We start from the raw sequence: 16,383 nt of genomic DNA, 5'->3' as shown, positions 1-16,383 counted from the left end.
GCTTTGTCTTTCAGGACAGCAGACGCCGCCCCCGTCCCGAGCCCCCCGCCCGCCTCACCCCATCCCGATCGCCTCGGCGATGGCGACGGTGCGGCGGGCCATCTCGGCGTGCAAGCGTTCGACCATCCGGCCGTCGATCTGCACCACCCCCTTGCCGCGGTTCTCCGGCAGGTCGAAGGCGGCGATCATCTTCCTCGCCAGCGCCACCTCGTCGACGGAGGGCGAAAAGACCGCGTTGCACGGCTCGACCTGGTTCGGATGGATCAGGGTCTTGCCGTCGAAGCCGAGGTCGCGGCCCTCCTCGCACTCGCGCCGAAAGCCGTCGAGGTCGGCGAGCGCGTTGTAGACGCCGTCGACCACGTCGATGCCGTAGGCGTGGGCGGCCAGCACGCAGTTCGCGAGCCACCCGGTCATCGGCGCCCGGCCCGGCACCAGCCGCACCCGCGTCTCCTTGGCGAGGTCGTTGGTGCCCATCACGAAGCCGCCGAGGCGGGTTTCCGGGTCGGCGGCGACCGCGGCGAGCGCGCGGATGTCGAAGATCGCCAGCGGCGTCTCGATCATCGCCCAGATGCGGATGCGCGGGTCGGCCTTGCGGTCGAGCAGGCGCTGGCCGATCTGCAGCAGCTCCTGGGGCGTGGAGATCTTCGGCACCAGGATCACGTCGGGCGCGCAGGCGATCGCCGCCTCGAGGTCGTCGGCGAACCAGGGCGTGTCGAGCCCGTTCACCCGGACGAACACCTCGCGGCGGCCGTAGCCGCCGGCCGTCACCGCCTCGCCGACCAGCTTTCGCGCCTCCGCCTTGGCGTCGGGGGCGACCGAATCCTCGAGGTCGAGGATCACGGCGTCGATCGGCAGGGTTTTGGCCTTCTCCATCGCGCGGGTGTTGGAACCGGGCATGTAGAGCACGCTGCGGCGCGGACGAATGGTCATGAAAGGTCTCCGGAAAAATCGTCGGCTCCACCCTGCGGGGGCCTGGGCGAGGAGGCGGAACGAGCCTATCCGTGGTACGGCTGTCCTGCCAAGGCGGTTCGAACGCTGACGGGGTGCATTCATGGACGAGGCGTGGCTCGCAGGGGTGGACGCATGTGCCGGCGGCTGGCTCGCCGCCTTCGTTCCGCCGGGGGACGGAACGGTCCGGCTGCGGGTGTTTCGGCGCTTCACCGATCTGTTGGAGGCGGTCGAGCGGCCGGGGCTGATCGCCATCGACATCCCGATCGGCCTGCCGGAGCGGATCGGCCGCGGCGGACGGGCGGCGGAGACCGCGGTGCGGCCGCTGCTCGGGGCGCGGCAGTCGTCGGTGTTCTCCACGCCGGCGCGGCCGGCGATCTATGCCGAGGCCGGCTGGGTGCCGAACGTCGACGAGATGCTCGCGGCGCATGCCCGCGCCTCGGAGATCGCCCGGGCCACCTCCGATCCGCCCAAGGGGGTGTCGATCCAGGCCTTTTGCCTGTTTCCAAAAATCCGCGAGGTCGACGAGGTCTTGCGCACCGAGCCGGGCGTCGCGCGGCGGGTGTTCGAGACGCATCCGGAGGTGACGTTCTGGCGGCTCAACGGCGAGACGCCGCTCGGCGAGCCGAAGAAGGTGCGCGGCCAGCCGTTCGGGCGCGGGCTCGCGCTGCGACGGAAGCTGCTGGCGACCGCCGGCCTGCCGGCCGGGGCGCTGGAGCTGCGGGCGCCGCCCGGCGCCGGCGAGGACGACGTGCTCGATGCGCTCGCCTGCGCGGTCACCGCGCGGCGGCTGCGGGCGGGCGAGGCGGTGTCCTATCCGAACCCGCCGGAGACCGACCCGTTCGGCCTGCCGATGGCGATCTGGATGTGAGGCCGGCGGACGCCTCTCGGGTTTCGCCCGATACCGAGGGCAGCAGACGATGACCTCGTCCCGAGGGGCCGCGAAGCGGCCGTCTCGAAGGGCGAGGTCGGGCTCTGTCGCCGTGGGTCTGAAAACGCGACGGGCCCGGCGTCGCCGCCGAGCCCGCAACCGACCTGAACGACACCGGTGTCGCGTCGGTGTCGCGTCCCGCCGGGCCGAGCAACAGAAAAAAACCCGGCGAGACGGGCGGCCGTCAGTGGCCGTCGATGGCGATGCGCTTGACCTTCGTCTGCGCCTGCGCGGTCTTGGGCAGCGTCACGGTCAGCACGCCGTTGTCGAAGGCGGCGGTCACCTCGTCCTCGTCGACGCCCTCGACCGGGATGCGGCGCTCGAAGCGGCCAAACGTCCGCTCGCTGAACAGCCTGTCCTTGTCCTCGGTGGCGGTCTTCTTCTCGCCGCGGATGGTGAGGACGCCGTTGGCGAGCTCGATCTGCACGTCCTTGCGGTCGAGGCCGGGCAGCTCCGCCAAAACCTCGATCGCCTTGTCGGCGTCGCGGATTTCCACACTCGGCCAGGTGGCGGGCGTCCAACCCGCGCCGCGGCCGGCGCCGTACGGCGTGATGTCGAAGCCGCGAAAAACGTCGTCGAACAGGCGGTTCATCTCGCGGTGGAGGGTGAGGAAGGGATCGGCCTCGCCGCCGCCGCGGCGCACCTCGACGTCGCGCCCGCGCGTCCAGGGAATGAGGTTACCGAGCATGACGATCACTCCTTTCGTCCGTGTTCTTCCATGAGCAACACAGCACCGGGGAGCCCTCCCAAAGAGCCGGGCCCCCTGGGGTCTCGCCGGTCCCTGACGGCGACCGGCATCATTCGATTTAGCGCGGCGTCCCCGCCCTTCAAGAGGGGGCGAGGGGCCCTCGAAAAAAACAAAAAAACGCGCCGCGGGGTGGCGCGGCGCGTTTTTTCGGGAGACGGAAAATCAGCCGTCTCGTCGATCGTCCGAACATCACTTCATCGGGGTCATGCCGAGCTTGTCCAGCAGCGCCATGTCCTTGTCCATGTCCGGGTTGGGCGTGGTGAGAAGCTTCGGGCCGCAGAAGATCGAGTTGGCGCCGGCGAGGAAGCACAGCGTCTGCAGCTCGTCCGTCATCTCCTCGCGGCCGGCCGAGAGGCGGACCATCGAGGCCGGCATGGTGAGGCGGGCGACCGCGATGGTGCGCACGAATTCGAGCCCGTCGAACGGCGCGACATTTGCGAGCGGCGTGCCTTCCACCTGCACCAAGAGATTGATCGGCACGGAATCGGGATGCTCCGGCAGGGTCGCCAAAGCCTCGATCATGCCGACCCGGTCCTCGCGCGACTCGCCCATGCCGACGATACCGCCGCAGCACACGTTGATGCCCGCCTCGCGCACGTGGGCGATGGTGTCGAGCCGGTCCTGATAGGTGCGGGTGGTGATGATGTTGCCGTAGAATTCCGGCGAGGTGTCGAGATTGTGGTTGTAGTAGTCGAGGCCGGAGTCCTTCAGGCGGTGGGCCTGCTTCCGGGTCAGCATGCCGAGCGTCATGCAGGTCTCGAGCCCGAGCTCGCGCACACCCTCGACCATCTTGCAGATGTCGTCGAGGTCGCGGTCCTTCGGCTCGCGCCAGGCGGCGCCCATGCAGAAGCGGCTGGCGCCGGCGTCCTTGGCGGCCTTGGCCTCGGCGAGCACCGCCTCGACCGACATCAGCTTGCCGGCCTTGACGCCCGCCTCGTGGTGGGCGCTCTGCGGGCAGTAGCCGCAATCCTCCGAGCAGCCGCCGGTCTTGACCGACAGGAGGGTCGAGATCTGCACCTCGCACGGGTCGAACCGCTCGCGATGCACGCGCTGCGCGGCATAGATCAGCTCGGGAAAGGGCCGGTCGAACAGCGCGCGGATCTCGTCGCGCGTCCAGTCGTGGCGCACCGCCGTGGTCGGCGCGGCCGACGGGCGGGCGAGAGTCGAAGTCTGCGTGTGATCGTCCATGGCGGGCGACCATGGCGAGGGGCGGGGCGAAATGCAAGAGGCACGAACGGCGGGACCGGCCGGCGCCGGCGTCAACGCGCCCGACGAGCGGCGCGATTTGGCGGCGGGCCGCTCACGGCTTGAGGATCATCACCGCGATGGCGCCGACCAGCGGGAAGGTCGCGACGATTCCCCAGAAGAGCCAGCGGCGGCCGATGCGCCAGTAGTCCTCCGGCACCTCGCCGCCCTTCTCGAAGGTGCGGGCGACGCGGGCGAGGCGGATCTGCGCCGGGATCAGGATGCCGAGCCAGATCAGGCCGGAGGCGACGAACAAACCCTGGCCCCAGTTCAGCCAGGCCGAGCCGAACGGGTTCATGCCCGCGGCGAAGGCGGCGCCGTAGCCGCCGACGAAGATCAGCACGATGCCGCCGACGGTGAAGACCCAATCGGTGATGGTGACGAGCCGCTGGCCGAAGGCGACCACCCGCGGGTCGCCGTTGCGGTCGGCAAACACCTTCCAGAACGCGGTCACCGTCACGTTGCCCACCAGCACCACGACGCCGACGACATGGATCACCTTGAAGACGTCGTAGAGCATGCGCGACCGACCCCACTCCCACACGGCCGCGTGGTAGCCCGCTCCAGCGGAAAAGGAAACTGCGAGGTGGGGTGTTGCGACCGGTCCGGTCCAGGCGAGCCTGGTCCGGACGAGTCTGGCCGGCTAGAACAGGCCGACGATGCGGCCGTCCGGCAAGACGTCGATGGCGGTGGCGGCGGGAACCTTCGGCAGGCCGGGCATGGTCATCATGTCCCCGCAGATCGCCACCACGAAGCCGGCGCCGGCGGCGAGCCGCACCTCGCGGACATGGACGATGTGGCCGGTCGGCGCGCCCTTGATCTCGTGATTGGTCGAGAAGCTGTACTGCGTCTTGGCGATGCACACCGGCAGGCGGCCGTGCCCCGCGGCCTGCCAGGCGGCGAGCTGCTCGGCGACCGGGGCGTCGAGCGCGATGTCGCTCGCCCGGTAGATCTCGCGCGCCACCGTGCGGATCTTCTCCACCAGCGGCATCTCGTCGGGGTAGAGCAGCTTCAGCTTTTGGGCGCTGCCGTTCACGGTGCGCACCACCGCGCGGGCGAGGTCGGCGGCGCCCGCACCGCCCTCCGCCCAATGATCGGCCAGCACCGCCTCGACCCCGAGCGCCGTGCAGGCTTTTTGCACCAGCGCGATCTCGGCGGGCGTGTCGGCCGAGAAGCGGTTGATCGCGACCACCGGCGAGAACCCGAATTTTTGTAAATTCTCCACGTGCCGGCGCAGGTTCGAAAGCCCCTCCTCGAGCGCGGGAAGGTTTTCGCTGCGGAGATCCTCGCGGCGGACGCCGCCGTGCATCTTCAGCGCCCGGACGGTCGCGACCAACACCACGCCGGCCGGCTCGAGCCCGGTCTTGCGGCACTTGATGTCGAAGAACTTCTCCGCCCCGAGATCGGCGCCGAAGCCGGCCTCCGTCACCACCCAGTCGGCGAGCTTCAGCGCGGTCGTGGTGGCGAGCACCGAGTTGCAGCCGTGCGCGATGTTGGCGAACGGACCGCCATGCACGAAGGCGGGGGTGCCTTCGAGCGTCTGCACGAGGTTGGGCGCGAGCGCGTCCTTCAGAAGCGCGGTCATCGCCCCGTGGGCGGACAGGTCGCGCGCCCGCACCGGCGCCTTGTCGCGGGTGGCGCCGATCACGATCTCGCCGAGCCGCGCCTTCAGGTCCGCGAGGTTTTTCGCGAGGCAGAAGATCGCCATCACCTCGGAGGCGACGGTGATGTCGAACCCCGCCTCGCGCGGAAACCCGTTGGCGACCCCGCCGAGCGAGCAGACGATGTCGCGCAGCGCGCGGTCGTTCATGTCCATCGCCCGCCGCCAGGTGACGCGGCGACTGTCGATGCCGAGATCGTTGCCCCAATAGAGGTGATTGTCGATCATCGCCGCGAGCAGGTTGTGGGCGGCGCCGATCGCGTGGAAGTCTCCGGTGAAATGGAGGTTGATGTCCTCCATCGGCACCACCTGGGCGAAGCCGCCGCCGGCCGCCCCGCCCTTCTGGCCGAAGGACGGGCCGAGGCTCGGCTCGCGCAGGCACAGCATCGCCTTCTCGCCGATGTGGCGCAGCGCGTCGGTGAGGCCGACCGTGGTCGTGGTCTTGCCCTCGCCGGCGGGGGTCGGGGTGATGGCGGTGACCAGGATCAGCTTGCCGGACGGGCGGTCCTTCAGCGCCTCGACGCGATCGAGCGAGATCTTCGCCTTGTAGCGGCCATAGGGCTCGAGGTCGTCGGCGCCGATGCCGAGGGTGTCGCGGGCGACGTCGAGGATCGGCCGCTTGGGCGTGTCCTGCGAGATGGCGATGTCGGATTTCGGCGTGACGTGCTGGGAGGCGGGCATTCCGGATCCTGAACGTTTTCCCGGAGGTGCAGGCGGGGCACGGCGGGCGAGCGGGCTCGCCCGGTCTCCCGACACTCGTACAGGAAAGTTCTCGCCGGGTCGAAGGGTGCTCGCGCGGCGACGCCGGTACCACGTGCGGGCGCCGTCCCCGGCCCCCGGCTCGCACGGAGCCGGGGCGAAGCCCGTCACGGGGGCGGGAGGGGCGGGCGAGCCCCCCCCTCGATCACATGTGGATCGCGCGCTTGTCGACCGCGAGCGCGGCTTCCTTCACCGCCTCGCTGAGCGTCGGATGGGCGTGGCAGGTGCGGGCGATGTCCTCGGACGAGGCGCCGAACTCCATCGCGATCGCGGCCTCGGCGATCATGTTGCCCGCGTCCGGCCCCAGAATGTGCACACCGAGCACCCGATCGGTCTCAGCGTCCGCCAACACCTTCACGAAGCCGTCGGTCTGCCGGTTCACCTTTGCGCGGCCGTTGGCGGTGAACGGGAATTTTCCCACCACATAAGAGATACCCGCGGCCTTCAGCTCCTCCTCGCTCTTGCCGACCGAGGCGAGCTCCGGCGCGGTGTAGACCACGCCCGGAATCACGTCGTAATTCACGTGGCCCGGCTTGCCGGCGAGGATCTCGGCGACCGCCACGCCCTCGTCCTCCGCCTTGTGGGCGAGCATCGGCCCCGCGATCACGTCGCCGATCGCATAGATGCCGGACACGTTGGTGGCGAAATGCGCATCGGTGACGATGCGGCCGCGCTCGTCGCGCGCGACGCCGACCTCGTCGAGCCCGAGCCCGTCGGTGAAGGGAATGCGGCCGATCGCGACCAGCACGACGTCGGCCTCGATCGTCTCGGCATCGCCGCCATTGGCGGGCTCCACCGTCACCTTCAGCGTGTCGCCGGCGGTGTCGATGCCGGTCACCTTGGTGGAGAGCTTGAAGGAAAAACCCTGGCGCTCGAGGATGCGCTGGAACTGCTTCGCGACGTCGCCGTCGAGGCCGGGCACGATGCGGTCCAAGAACTCGACCACCGTGACCTCGCTGCCGAGCCGGCGCCACACCGAGCCGAGCTCGAGCCCGATCACCCCGGCGCCGACCACCAGAAGCTTGCCCGGCACTTTTTCCAGCGCCAGCGCGCCGGTCGAGGACACGATCCGTTGCTCGTCGATCGTGACACCCTTCAGCGGCGCGACGTCGGAGCCGGTGGCGATCACGATCGCCTTGGCGTCGAGCGTCTGCGGCTCGCCGTCACCCGTCACCTCGACCTTGCCGGGGGCGGTGATGCGGCCGACGCCCTGATAGGTGTCGACCTTGTTCTTCTTCAGGAGATAGCCGACGCCCTTGACGTTGCCGTCGACGCCCTCGTCCTTGAACTTCATCATCGCCGGAAGGTCGAGCTTCGGCGCGTCGACCCCGATCCCCATCGCGGCAAAGCCGTGGCCGGCCTCCTCGAACAGCTCGGAGGCGTGCAGCAGCGCCTTCGACGGGATGCAGCCGACGTTCAGGCAGGTGCCGCCAAAAGTCTTTCGCTTCTCCACGACGGCGGTTTTCAGGCCGAGCTGGGCGGCGCGGATGGCGCACACGTAACCGCCGGGGCCGGTGCCGATGACGACGAGATCGTACGAGGACATTTGCTTTTCCGGTTCGAGCGAAGGGATCAGACGAGAAGCGCGGCGAGCATGGTGACGAGCCCGGCGAGCGCCACTGTCCAGACGAGCGAGCGCACGACGGGGACGCCCGCGAGATAGAGCGGCACATAGGCGACGCGCGCCCAGAACCACAGATGTGCACCGAGAAGACCGAGCCCGCCGGTGCGGCCGGTGACGACCAGCGCCAGCAACAGGCCGACGAAGGCGGGATAGGTCTCGAGGAGGTTTTTCAGCGCGCGCTCGGCGCGGCCGGCGAGAACGCCGGTGGGCTTTCGGCCGTCGTCGCGCGGGCCGGTGTTCCAGGTACTGCCGAGCTCGCGGGTCATCAGACCCGACTGGAGGAAGATCTGGACGATCAGCAGCACGACGCTGCCGGCGAGGAGAAGCAGCTCTGTCTGCACGGGGGTCGCAGGCATGGTGGACGATACCTCGATGGGCCGGGACCATGCCACGGCCGATGTCGGTGGGGGTCGGACCGGACGGCGGCGGCGGTTCAACCGGCCGGCCGGCTTCTCATACCAACGGCGACAGAGTCCGACCTCGTCCTGAGGAGCACTCCGCAGGAGTGCGTCTCGAAGGGCGAGGCCACGGTGCGGGCCTCATCCTTCGAGACGGCCGCTTCGCGGCCCCTCAGGATGAGGTCATAGTTTCCCGCCGCTGGTAGTATCGCCTCCAGAAGAACCTCGGTGTTGGCGGCGATCGTCTGAAACATTTGGTCGAGCCGGGCATCGACCGCGCGGAACCCGTTTTCCACCTTCTGCTCGAGGGTGCCGAGCCGGTCGTCGAGACCACCGACGCGCCGGTCGAGGTCGTCGAGGCGGTTTTCCAACCCGTCGAGCCGAGCCTCGATCCGTCCGATTCGATCGACGATCTCGTCGGTCCGAAGATGGACCAGCCCGAACCGCTCGTTCGCTTGCGTTTCGAGCCGCTCGAACCCCGCCTCCACCCGCGCCTCCAGGCGCGCGAGGCGGTCCTGCATCTGCACCTGCTCGCTCTCGAGCCGGAGCTGATCGGACCGCACCTGCCGCAGATCCGACTGCATGTGCCGGATCTGCTCGCCGAGAAACCGCAAATCGACGTTGTCGGCCATCGTCGGATCCCGAGGTCTCGTTGCCGCGCCGCGATCCTATCACGAAACGGCGACAGCCCACGACCGCCGCGTGTGCCGCGACGGTCGTATGCGCCCGATCAGAGATCGAGCACCAGCCGGGCCGGGTCCTCGAGGCTCTCCTTGACGCGCACCAGGAAGGTCACCGCCTCCTTGCCGTCGACGATGCGGTGATCGTAGGAGAGCGCGAGATACATCATCGGCCTGATCTCGATCTTGCCGCCGACCACCATCGGCCGCTCCTGGATCTTGTGCATGCCGAGAATGCCGGACTGCGGCGCGTTGAGGATCGGCGTCGACATCAGCGAGCCGTAGACGCCACCGTTCGAGATCGTGAAGGTACCGCCCTGCATCTCGTCGATCTTGAGCTGGCCGTCGCGGGCGCGCTTGCCGGCGTCGCCGATCGCCTTCTCGATCTCCGCGAGCGACTTGTCCTGGCAGTCGCGGATCACCGGCACCACGAGGCCGCGCTCGGTGCCGACCGCCACGCCGATGTGATAATAATTCTTGTAGATCAGGTCGGCGCCGTCGATCTCGGCATTGACCGCCGGCACGGCGCGGAGCGCCTGCACGCAGGCGCGCGTGAAGAAGCCCATGAAGCCGAGCTTCACGTGGTGCTTCTTCTCGAACAGATCCTTGTACTGGTTGCGCAGCGCCATCACCGCGGTCATGTCGACCTCGTTGAAGGTCGTCAGCATGGCGGCGGTGTGCTGGGCGTCCTTCAGCCGACGGGCGATGGTCTGGCGCAGCTTGCTCATCCGCACGCGCTCCTCGCGCGCGGCGTCGTCGGGCGGCGAGGGGGCGCGCGCCTGGACGGCGGCGGCCGGCTGCGGCACCGGGGTCGGCTGCGCCGCGGCGCGCTCGATCGCGGCCATCATGTCGGCCTTGGTCACCCGGCCGTCCTTGCCGGTGCCCTCGACGGTCGCCGGGTCGATGCCGCTCTCGGCCGACAGCCGGCGCACCGCGGGGGCGACCGCGTCGCTCTTGGCCGTGGCGGCTTGCGCCGGCGCGGCGGGGGCGGCAGCGGGAGCGGGCTCGGCGGCGGGCGTCTCGGCGGGCTTTTCCGCTTCGGCGGCGGGCGCGCTCGCGCCGTTGGCGGCGGCGCCTTCGCCCTCGGCGATCTGGCCGAGCAGGGCACCGACCGCGACGGTCTCGCCGTTCGAGGCGGCGATCTCCGACAGCACGCCGGCGGCCGGCGCGGGCACCTCGATGGTGACCTTGTCGGTCTCGAGCTCCACCAGCGGCTCGTCGACCGTGACGGCGTCGCCGGCCTTCTTGAACCAGCGGCCGATCGTGGCCTCGGTCACGGACTCGCCCAAGGTGGGCACGCGGATGTCAACCATCGTCCTCATCCAAGAATGGTGTGCGGCGGATCGCCGGCGCGAGGGTGGGGGGTTCGTCGGGAGGAAACGTGGCCGGACGCCGGAGCCGGGCCGGCCACGCGCAGCGAAGTGACGGCGCGGGGCGCGCGCATGCTCACCCCAGAGCGTCGTCCAGGAACGACTTGAGCTGGGCGAGATGCTTGGACATCAGGCCGGTCGCGGTGGCGGCGGAGGGCGCCCGGCCGGCATAACGCGGCCGACGATACTCGCCGGCGACCTGGTTCATGACCCATTCGAGATAGGGCTCGACGAAGGACCACGCCCCCATGTTGCGCGGCTCCTCCTGGCACCACACCACCTCGGCGTTCTTGAAGCGGCCGAGCCGGCCGAGCAGCGCCTTGGTGGGGAACGGATAGAGCTGCTCGATGCGCATCAGATAGACGTCGTCGATGCCGCGCTTCTCGCGCTCCTCGTAGAGGTCGTAATAGACTTTTCCGGTGCACAGCACGACGCGGCGGATCTTGCGGTCCGAGGCGAGGCGGACGTGATCGCCGCGCTTGCCCTCGGCGTCGTCCGGCAGCAGGCGGTGGAACGTCGTGCCGGCCGCCATGTCGTCGAGCCGCGACACCGCGCGCTTGTGGCGCAGCAAGCTTTTCGGCGTCATCAACACGAGCGGCTTGCGGAAGTCGCGCTTGAGCTGGCGGCGCAGGATGTGGAAGTAGTTCGCCGGCGTCGTGCAGTAGGCGACCTGCATGTTGTCCTCGGCGCACAGCTGCAGGAAGCGCTCGAGGCGGGCGGAGGAGTGCTCCGGCCCCTGGCCCTCGTAGCCGTGCGGCAGGAGCAGCACCAGGCCCGACATGCGCAGCCACTTGCGCTCGCCCGACGAGATGAACTGGTCGATCACAACCTGGGCGCCGTTGGCGAAGTCGCCGAACTGCGCCTCCCACAAGGCCAGCGCGTTCGGCTCGGCGAGCGAGTAGCCGTACTCGAAGCCGAGCACCGCCTCCTCGGACAGCATCGAGTTGATCACCTCGAAGCGGGCCTGGCCGGGCTTCACGTAGTTGAACGGCGTGTGGCGGTTCTCGTTGTCCTGGTCGATCAGCACCGAGTGGCGCTGCGAGAAGGTGCCGCGCTCGCTGTCCTGGCCGGACAGGCGGACCGGATGCCCCTCGGCGAGCAGGGTGCAGAAGGCGAGCGCCTCGGCGGTCGCCCAGTCGATGCCTTCGCCCGAGCGGATCGCGTTGCGGCGGGTGTCGAGGAAGCGACGGATGGTGCGGTGGAGATTGAAGGTCGCCGGCACCGAGGTGATCTTGTCGCCGATCTCCTTCAGCGCCTCGACCGCGACGCCGGTGACGCCGCGGCGCGGGTCGTCGCTCGGCGCCGCCACCTTCATGCCGGCCCAGCGGCCGTCGAGCCAGTCGGCCTTGTTCGAGCGATAGCCGTGCGCGGCGTCGAACTCGGCATCGAGCCTGGCGCGCCAGTCGGCCTTCATCTTCTCGATCTCGCCCTCGGTGACGACACCTTCCTCGGCGAGCTTCTGGCCGTAGATCTCCAGCGTCGTCCGGTGCGAGCGGATCTGCTTGTACATCAGCGGCTGGGTGAAGGACGGCTCGTCGCCCTCGTTGTGCCCGTAGCGCCGGTAGCAGAACATGTCGACCACGACCGGCTTCTGGAATTTTTGCCGGAATTCGGTCGCGACCTTGGCGGCGAACACGACCGCTTCCGGGTCGTCGCCGTTGGCGTGGAAGATCGGCGCCTCGATCATCTTCGCCGTGTCGGACGGATAGGGCGAGGAGCGCGAGTAGCGCGGATAGGTGGTGAAGCCGATCTGGTTGTTGACGATGAAGTGAATCGACCCACCGGTGCGGTGCCCGCGCAGGCCCGACAGGCCGAAGCACTCCGCCACCACGCCCTGGCCGGCGAACGAGGCGTCGCCCGAGATCAACAGCGGCAGCACGCAGGTGCGGTCGTCGTGGGTGCAGCCGTGCTGGTCCTGCTTCGCCCGCGTCTTGCCGAGCACCACCGGATTGACGATCTCGAGGTGCGACGGGTTGGCGGTGAGCGACAGATGCACGGCGTTGCCGTCGAACTCGCGGTCCGAGGAGGCGCCGAGATGGTACTTCACGTCGCCCGAGCCCTCGACCTCGTCGGGGGTGAACGAGCCGCCCTTGAACTCGTGGAAGATCGCGCGATGCGGCTTGGCCATCACCTGCGACAGCACGTTGAGCCGGCCGCGATGCGCCATGCCGATGGCGATCTCCTTCACGCCGAGCGCGCCGCCGCGCTTGATGATCTGCTCGAGCGCCGGGATCATCGACTCGCCGCCGTCCAGCCCGAACCGCTTGGTGCCGGTGAACTTGACGTCGCAGAACTTTTCGAAGCCTTCCGCCTCGACCAGCTTGTTGAGGATCGCCCGCTTGCCCTCGCGGGTGAAGTGGATCTCCTTGTCCGGCCCCTCGATGCGCTCCTGCAGCCACGCCTTCTGGGCGGGGTCGGAGATGTGCATGAACTCGACGCCGAGCGTGTGGCAGTAGGTGCGCTTCAGGATCTCGATGATCTGGCGCAGCGTGCCGAACTGCAGGCCGAGCACGTAGTCGAGGAAGATGCGGCGGTCGTAGTCGGCGGCGGTGAAGCCGTAGCTCTTGGGGTCGAGCTCCTCGTGGTCCTGCGGCGGCTCGAGGCCGAGCGGATCGAGATTCGCGTGCAAGTGGCCGCGCATGCGATAGGCGCGGATGAGCATCAGCGCGTGCAGAGAGTCGCGGGTGGCGAGCTGGACGTCGCCGGCCGACACCTCGACGCCGTAGGAATGCGCCTTCTCGCCGATGCGGTCGCCGATCCGCACCGCCGCCTCGGCGGACTCGCCATCCCAGATCCCGAACGCCCCGTTGGGCACCTGCGACAGGTTCGGCTCCGCCCACGACGCCCCGAGCGGCGTCGTCTCCCTCGCATTGTCCTTGATGCTGGCGAAGAACTCCCGCCACTCGGCGTCGACCGCCTTGGGGTCGGTCTCGAAGCGGGCGTAGAGGTCCTCGATATAGGCGGCGTTGCCGCCATAGAGGAAGGACGTGAGGGCGAAGGCGGCGTTCGCGTCTTGGCGGGACATGAACGGGTCCTGACTAGCGGGGACGGGCCCCTGGGGAGCGGGGGATTTCAGCGACCGTCACGGCCGGCGACGGCGCCGTCGGCTCCTATTTAAGCGCCTTGCGGCGTCGCCACAATAACTTCATGCGCGAATCGACGGGCATTCCTGAACGCCGATTCAGGAACGGCCCGGAGCGGCACCCGAACGGCGGTTCACCGCTCGCCGGGGGCGTGCGCGAAGCGTGAGGCACACGGCCGGACCGGGCGGACACCTTTGGCGATCGAGGCGGCGACGTTGGGATTGTTCGGATTGGGCACGACCTGCCGGCTGCCCGGCACCACCACGAGGTCGAGATCCTCCATCGGGATCGCGCCGAGCAAGACCTCGGTGCCGAGCACCATCGCCCCCACCAGCCCTTTGCGGTTGGCGACCGTGACCAGCAGCGGCCCGACATAGGAGACCATGCGGCGCGAGCCGTCGGCAAGCGTGACCTCGCGGCGGTCGAACTCGTCGAGTGACAGTTGAAGGGAGACGTGCTCGGGGATGCACAGATGCAGCGCGCCCGTGTCGGCGAGCGCCTCCGCGTCGACCGGGGCGAGATCCGGCCGGCGGACGTTCTCGAGCCGCACGCGCGTCGTCGTCAGTCCCATCGCGGCCTCGCCGGATTCGACGAGAGGGGCGTCCCGGTCGAAGGGTGATGCTCCTGCGGCCCGGACCTCTTCAGCGTAGCACGCGGGCGGCCGCGAACGGCCGCCCGCATGAGATCACTTCTTGAGGAGATCGAGCAGGGTGGTGCCGAGCCGGGCCGGCGACGGCGACACCTTTATGCCGGCCGCTTCCATCGCCGCGATCTTGCTCTTGGCGTCGCCCTTGCCGCCGGCGATGATCGCACCGGCGTGGCCCATGCGACGGCCGGGCGGCGCGGTGACGCCGGCGATGAAGCCGACCATCGGCTTCTTGCGGCCGCGCTTGGCCTCGTCGATCACGAACTGCGCCGCGTCCTCCTCGGCCGAGCCGCCGATCTCGCCGATCATGATGATCGACTCGGTCTTCGGGTCGGCCAGGAACTTCTCGAGCATGTCGATGAACTCGGTGCCCTTCACCGGGTCGCCGCCGATGCCGACCGCGGTGGTCTGGCCGAGGCCGACGCGGGTGGTCTGAAAGACCGCCTCGTAGGTGAGGGTGCCGGAGCGCGACAGCACGCCGACCGAGCCGGACTTGAAGATGTTGCCCGGCATGATGCCGATCTTGCACGCGCCGGCCGTCATCACGCCCGGGCAGTTCGGCCCGATCAGGCGCGACTTGGAGCCCTCGAGCGCCCGCTTGACGCGCACCATGTCGAGCACCGGGATGCCCTCGGTGATGCACACGATCAGCGGGATCTCGGCGTCGATCGCCTCGCAGATCGCGTCGGCCGCGCCCGGCGGCGGGACGTAGATCACCGAGGCGTCGGCCCCGGTCTTCTCCTTCGCCTCGGCGACGGTGTCGAACACCGGCAGGCCGAGATGGGTCGCGCCGCCCTTGCCGGGCGAGGTGCCGCCGACCATCTTGGTGCCGTAGGCGATCGCCTGCTCGGAATGGAAGGTGCCGTTCTTGCCGGTGAAACCCTGGCAGATGACCTTGGTGTTGGCGTCGATCAGGATGGACATCAGGCGTTCCCCCGCACGGCCTTGACGATCTTCTGAGCGGCGTCGTCGAGGTCGTCGGCCGACACGACGTCGAGGCCGGAGCCCGCGATGATCGCCTTGCCCTGGTCCACATTGGTGCCCTCGAGGCGCACCACCAGCGGCACCGAGAGCCCGACCTCCTTGACCGCGGCGATCACGCCCTCGGCCAGCACGTCGCACTTCATGATGCCGCCGAAGATGTTGATCAGGATGCCCTTCACCTTGGGGTCGGCGGTGATGATCTTGAACGCCTCGGTGACGCGCTCCTTGGAGGCGCCGCCGCCGACGTCGAGGAAGTTGGCGGGCTCCTCGCCGTACAGCTTGATGATGTCCATGGTCGCCATGGCGAGACCGGCGCCGTTGACCATGCAGCCGATATTGCCGTCGAGCGCGACGTAGGAGAGCTCGTGCTTGGAGGCCTCGATCTCCTTCTCGTCCTCCTCGGTGAGGTCGCGCAGCGCCACCACGTCGGGGTGCCGGTAGAGCGCGTTGCCCTCGAAGGCGATCTTGGCGTCGAGACAGATCAGCTTGCCGTCCTTGGTGACGACCAGCGGATTGATCTCGAGCATCGTCATGTCCTTGGCGACGAAGGCACCGTAGAGCTTCGTCACCAGCGCGCCGGCCTGCTTGGCGAGGTCGCCCGAGAGCCCGAGCGCCTGGGCGACGCGGCGGCCGTGATGCGGCATGATGCCGGTCGCCGGATCGACCGAGAGGGAGACGATCTTCTCGGGCGTCTCGGCGGCGACGTGCTCGATGTCCATGCCGCCTTCGGTCGACACCACGAAGGAGATGCGGCCGGTCGCGCGGTCGACCAGCGCCGAGAGGTAGAACTCCTTCTCGATCGCCGAGCCTTCCTCGACATAGAGGCGGTGCACCTCTTTGCCGCGCGGACCGGTCTGGTGGGTCACGAGGGTGGAGCCGAGCAAACGCTTGGCCTCCGTCTCGACCGCCTCGACCGACTTCACGACCTTGACGCCACCCGCCTTGCCGCGACCGCCGGCGTGAATCTGCGCCTTCACCACCGTCACCGGCGAGGCCAGCTCCTGCGCGGCCTTCACGGCTTCCTCGACCGAGAAGGCGGCGATGCCACGCGGCACCGGCACGCCGAACTCGCGCAGCACCGCCTTCGCCTGGTATTCATGAATGTTCATGCGACACCCTCGCTCACGTCCGGGTCAGCCGGACGGCGCCCACACCACGCTCGAGCCGGGGCGAGCCGCGAACGCCCGCTCCGGCGTTTCCTCCGCAATCGACGTTTCGGCCGACCGGGCCGCGCGACCGGGACGGTCCCCGCGGGTCGGCCGCGCCGTGCGCGGCCTCCGCAGTCCGACGGTCCTGGTCCGGGCCCG

Annotated in this window: 14 protein-coding genes; 1 reads left to right on the top strand and 13 read right to left on the bottom strand. The window is 69.2% G+C overall.

The features are described from left to right. Window positions 1-54: 54 nt before the first annotated feature. Complete coding sequence (locus tag A33M_RS03200; protein ID WP_008383392.1) at window positions 55-930, bottom strand: HpcH/HpaI aldolase/citrate lyase family protein; 876 nt, start codon at window positions 928-930, stop codon at window positions 55-57. A gap of 121 nt (window positions 931-1,051) precedes the next feature. Here A33M_RS03200 and A33M_RS03195 point away from each other — a divergent pair, with 121 nt between their 5' ends. Further along, on the top strand, window positions 1,052-1,819 hold the full coding sequence (locus tag A33M_RS03195; RefSeq protein ID WP_040619059.1) for a DUF429 domain-containing protein: 768 nt from the start codon (window positions 1,052-1,054) through the stop codon (window positions 1,817-1,819). Between the two features lie 244 nt (window positions 1,820-2,063). Here the strand turns inward: A33M_RS03195 and A33M_RS03190 are convergent, their stop codons facing one another. The 12 genes from A33M_RS03190 to sucC all read right to left on the bottom strand — a co-directional run bounded on the left by A33M_RS03190 (window position 2,064) and on the right by sucC (window position 16,185). Next, window positions 2,064-2,567, bottom strand: coding sequence for an Hsp20/alpha crystallin family protein (locus A33M_RS03190; protein WP_040619090.1), 504 nt, complete (start codon window positions 2,565-2,567; stop codon window positions 2,064-2,066). Window positions 2,568-2,816: 249 nt separating this feature from the next. Then, on the bottom strand, window positions 2,817-3,815 hold the full coding sequence (gene bioB, locus A33M_RS03185) for a biotin synthase BioB (RefSeq protein WP_040619057.1): 999 nt from the start codon (window positions 3,813-3,815) through the stop codon (window positions 2,817-2,819). Window positions 3,816-3,927: 112 nt separating this feature from the next. After that, complete coding sequence (locus A33M_RS03180; RefSeq protein ID WP_008383382.1) at window positions 3,928-4,392, bottom strand: DUF2269 family protein; 465 nt, start codon at window positions 4,390-4,392, stop codon at window positions 3,928-3,930. Between the two features lie 123 nt (window positions 4,393-4,515). Then, window positions 4,516-6,213 carry a formate--tetrahydrofolate ligase gene (locus tag A33M_RS03175; RefSeq protein WP_008383380.1) on the bottom strand — a complete coding sequence of 566 codons (1,698 nt, stop codon included), beginning with the start codon at window positions 6,211-6,213 and terminating at the stop codon, window positions 4,516-4,518. A gap of 223 nt (window positions 6,214-6,436) precedes the next feature. After that, window positions 6,437-7,837: a dihydrolipoyl dehydrogenase gene (gene lpdA, locus A33M_RS03170; protein ID WP_008383378.1), complete on the bottom strand. Its 1,401-nt coding sequence runs from the start codon at window positions 7,835-7,837 to the stop codon at window positions 6,437-6,439. 26 nt (window positions 7,838-7,863) lie between these two features. Beyond that, window positions 7,864-8,271: an MAPEG family protein gene (locus A33M_RS03165; protein WP_008383375.1), complete on the bottom strand. Its 408-nt coding sequence runs from the start codon at window positions 8,269-8,271 to the stop codon at window positions 7,864-7,866. Window positions 8,272-8,348: 77 nt separating this feature from the next. Continuing rightward, window positions 8,349-8,840, bottom strand: a complete 492-nt coding sequence (locus tag A33M_RS03160) for a hypothetical protein (protein ID WP_157223302.1) — start codon at window positions 8,838-8,840, stop codon at window positions 8,349-8,351. A gap of 203 nt (window positions 8,841-9,043) precedes the next feature. After that, the gene (odhB, locus tag A33M_RS03155; protein WP_202801773.1) at window positions 9,044-10,315 is read right to left on the bottom strand and encodes a 2-oxoglutarate dehydrogenase complex dihydrolipoyllysine-residue succinyltransferase; all 1,272 of its coding nucleotides are present in this window, start codon (window positions 10,313-10,315) and stop codon (window positions 9,044-9,046) included. A gap of 124 nt (window positions 10,316-10,439) precedes the next feature. Beyond that, complete coding sequence (locus A33M_RS03150; protein ID WP_008383367.1) at window positions 10,440-13,388, bottom strand: 2-oxoglutarate dehydrogenase E1 component; 2,949 nt, start codon at window positions 13,386-13,388, stop codon at window positions 10,440-10,442. 191 nt (window positions 13,389-13,579) lie between these two features. After that, a complete protein-coding gene (locus A33M_RS03145; RefSeq protein WP_008383365.1) occupies window positions 13,580-14,017 on the bottom strand; it encodes a peptidase in 438 nt (145 codons plus the stop codon). Window positions 14,018-14,131: 114 nt separating this feature from the next. Beyond that, a complete protein-coding gene (gene sucD / locus A33M_RS03140; protein WP_008383363.1) occupies window positions 14,132-15,016 on the bottom strand; it encodes a succinate--CoA ligase subunit alpha in 885 nt (294 codons plus the stop codon). Further along, window positions 15,016-16,185 carry an ADP-forming succinate--CoA ligase subunit beta gene (gene sucC, locus A33M_RS03135; protein WP_008383361.1) on the bottom strand — a complete coding sequence of 390 codons (1,170 nt, stop codon included), beginning with the start codon at window positions 16,183-16,185 and terminating at the stop codon, window positions 15,016-15,018. The genes sucD and sucC overlap by 1 nt, the downstream gene beginning before the upstream one ends. Window positions 16,186-16,383 lie beyond the last annotated feature (198 nt).

The organism is Rhodovulum sp. PH10 (genome assembly GCF_000293785.1).
Taxonomy (GTDB): Bacteria; Pseudomonadota; Alphaproteobacteria; order Rhizobiales; family Xanthobacteraceae; genus Rhodoplanes.
This window is presented reverse-complemented; position numbering and strand designations above follow the sequence as displayed.

Coding starts and splice junctions, on each gene's coding strand:
- A33M_RS03200 (WP_008383392.1), bottom strand. CDS start 930: ATGACCATTCGTCCGCGCCGCAGCGTGCTCTACATGCCCGGTTCCAAC.
- A33M_RS03195 (WP_040619059.1), top strand. CDS start 1,052: ATGGACGAGGCGTGGCTCGCAGGGGTGGACGCATGTGCCGGCGGCTGG.
- A33M_RS03190 (WP_040619090.1), bottom strand. CDS start 2,567: ATGCTCGGTAACCTCATTCCCTGGACGCGCGGGCGCGACGTCGAGGTG.
- bioB (WP_040619057.1), bottom strand. CDS start 3,815: ATGGACGATCACACGCAGACTTCGACTCTCGCCCGCCCGTCGGCCGCG.
- A33M_RS03180 (WP_008383382.1), bottom strand. CDS start 4,392: ATGCTCTACGACGTCTTCAAGGTGATCCATGTCGTCGGCGTCGTGGTG.
- A33M_RS03175 (WP_008383380.1), bottom strand. CDS start 6,213: ATGCCCGCCTCCCAGCACGTCACGCCGAAATCCGACATCGCCATCTCG.
- lpdA (WP_008383378.1), bottom strand. CDS start 7,837: ATGTCCTCGTACGATCTCGTCGTCATCGGCACCGGCCCCGGCGGTTAC.
- A33M_RS03165 (WP_008383375.1), bottom strand. CDS start 8,271: ATGCCTGCGACCCCCGTGCAGACAGAGCTGCTTCTCCTCGCCGGCAGC.
- odhB (WP_202801773.1), bottom strand. CDS start 10,315: ATGAGGACGATGGTTGACATCCGCGTGCCCACCTTGGGCGAGTCCGTG.
- A33M_RS03150 (WP_008383367.1), bottom strand. CDS start 13,388: ATGTCCCGCCAAGACGCGAACGCCGCCTTCGCCCTCACGTCCTTCCTC.
- A33M_RS03145 (WP_008383365.1), bottom strand. CDS start 14,017: ATGGGACTGACGACGACGCGCGTGCGGCTCGAGAACGTCCGCCGGCCG.
- sucD (WP_008383363.1), bottom strand. CDS start 15,016: ATGTCCATCCTGATCGACGCCAACACCAAGGTCATCTGCCAGGGTTTC.
- sucC (WP_008383361.1), bottom strand. CDS start 16,185: ATGAACATTCATGAATACCAGGCGAAGGCGGTGCTGCGCGAGTTCGGC.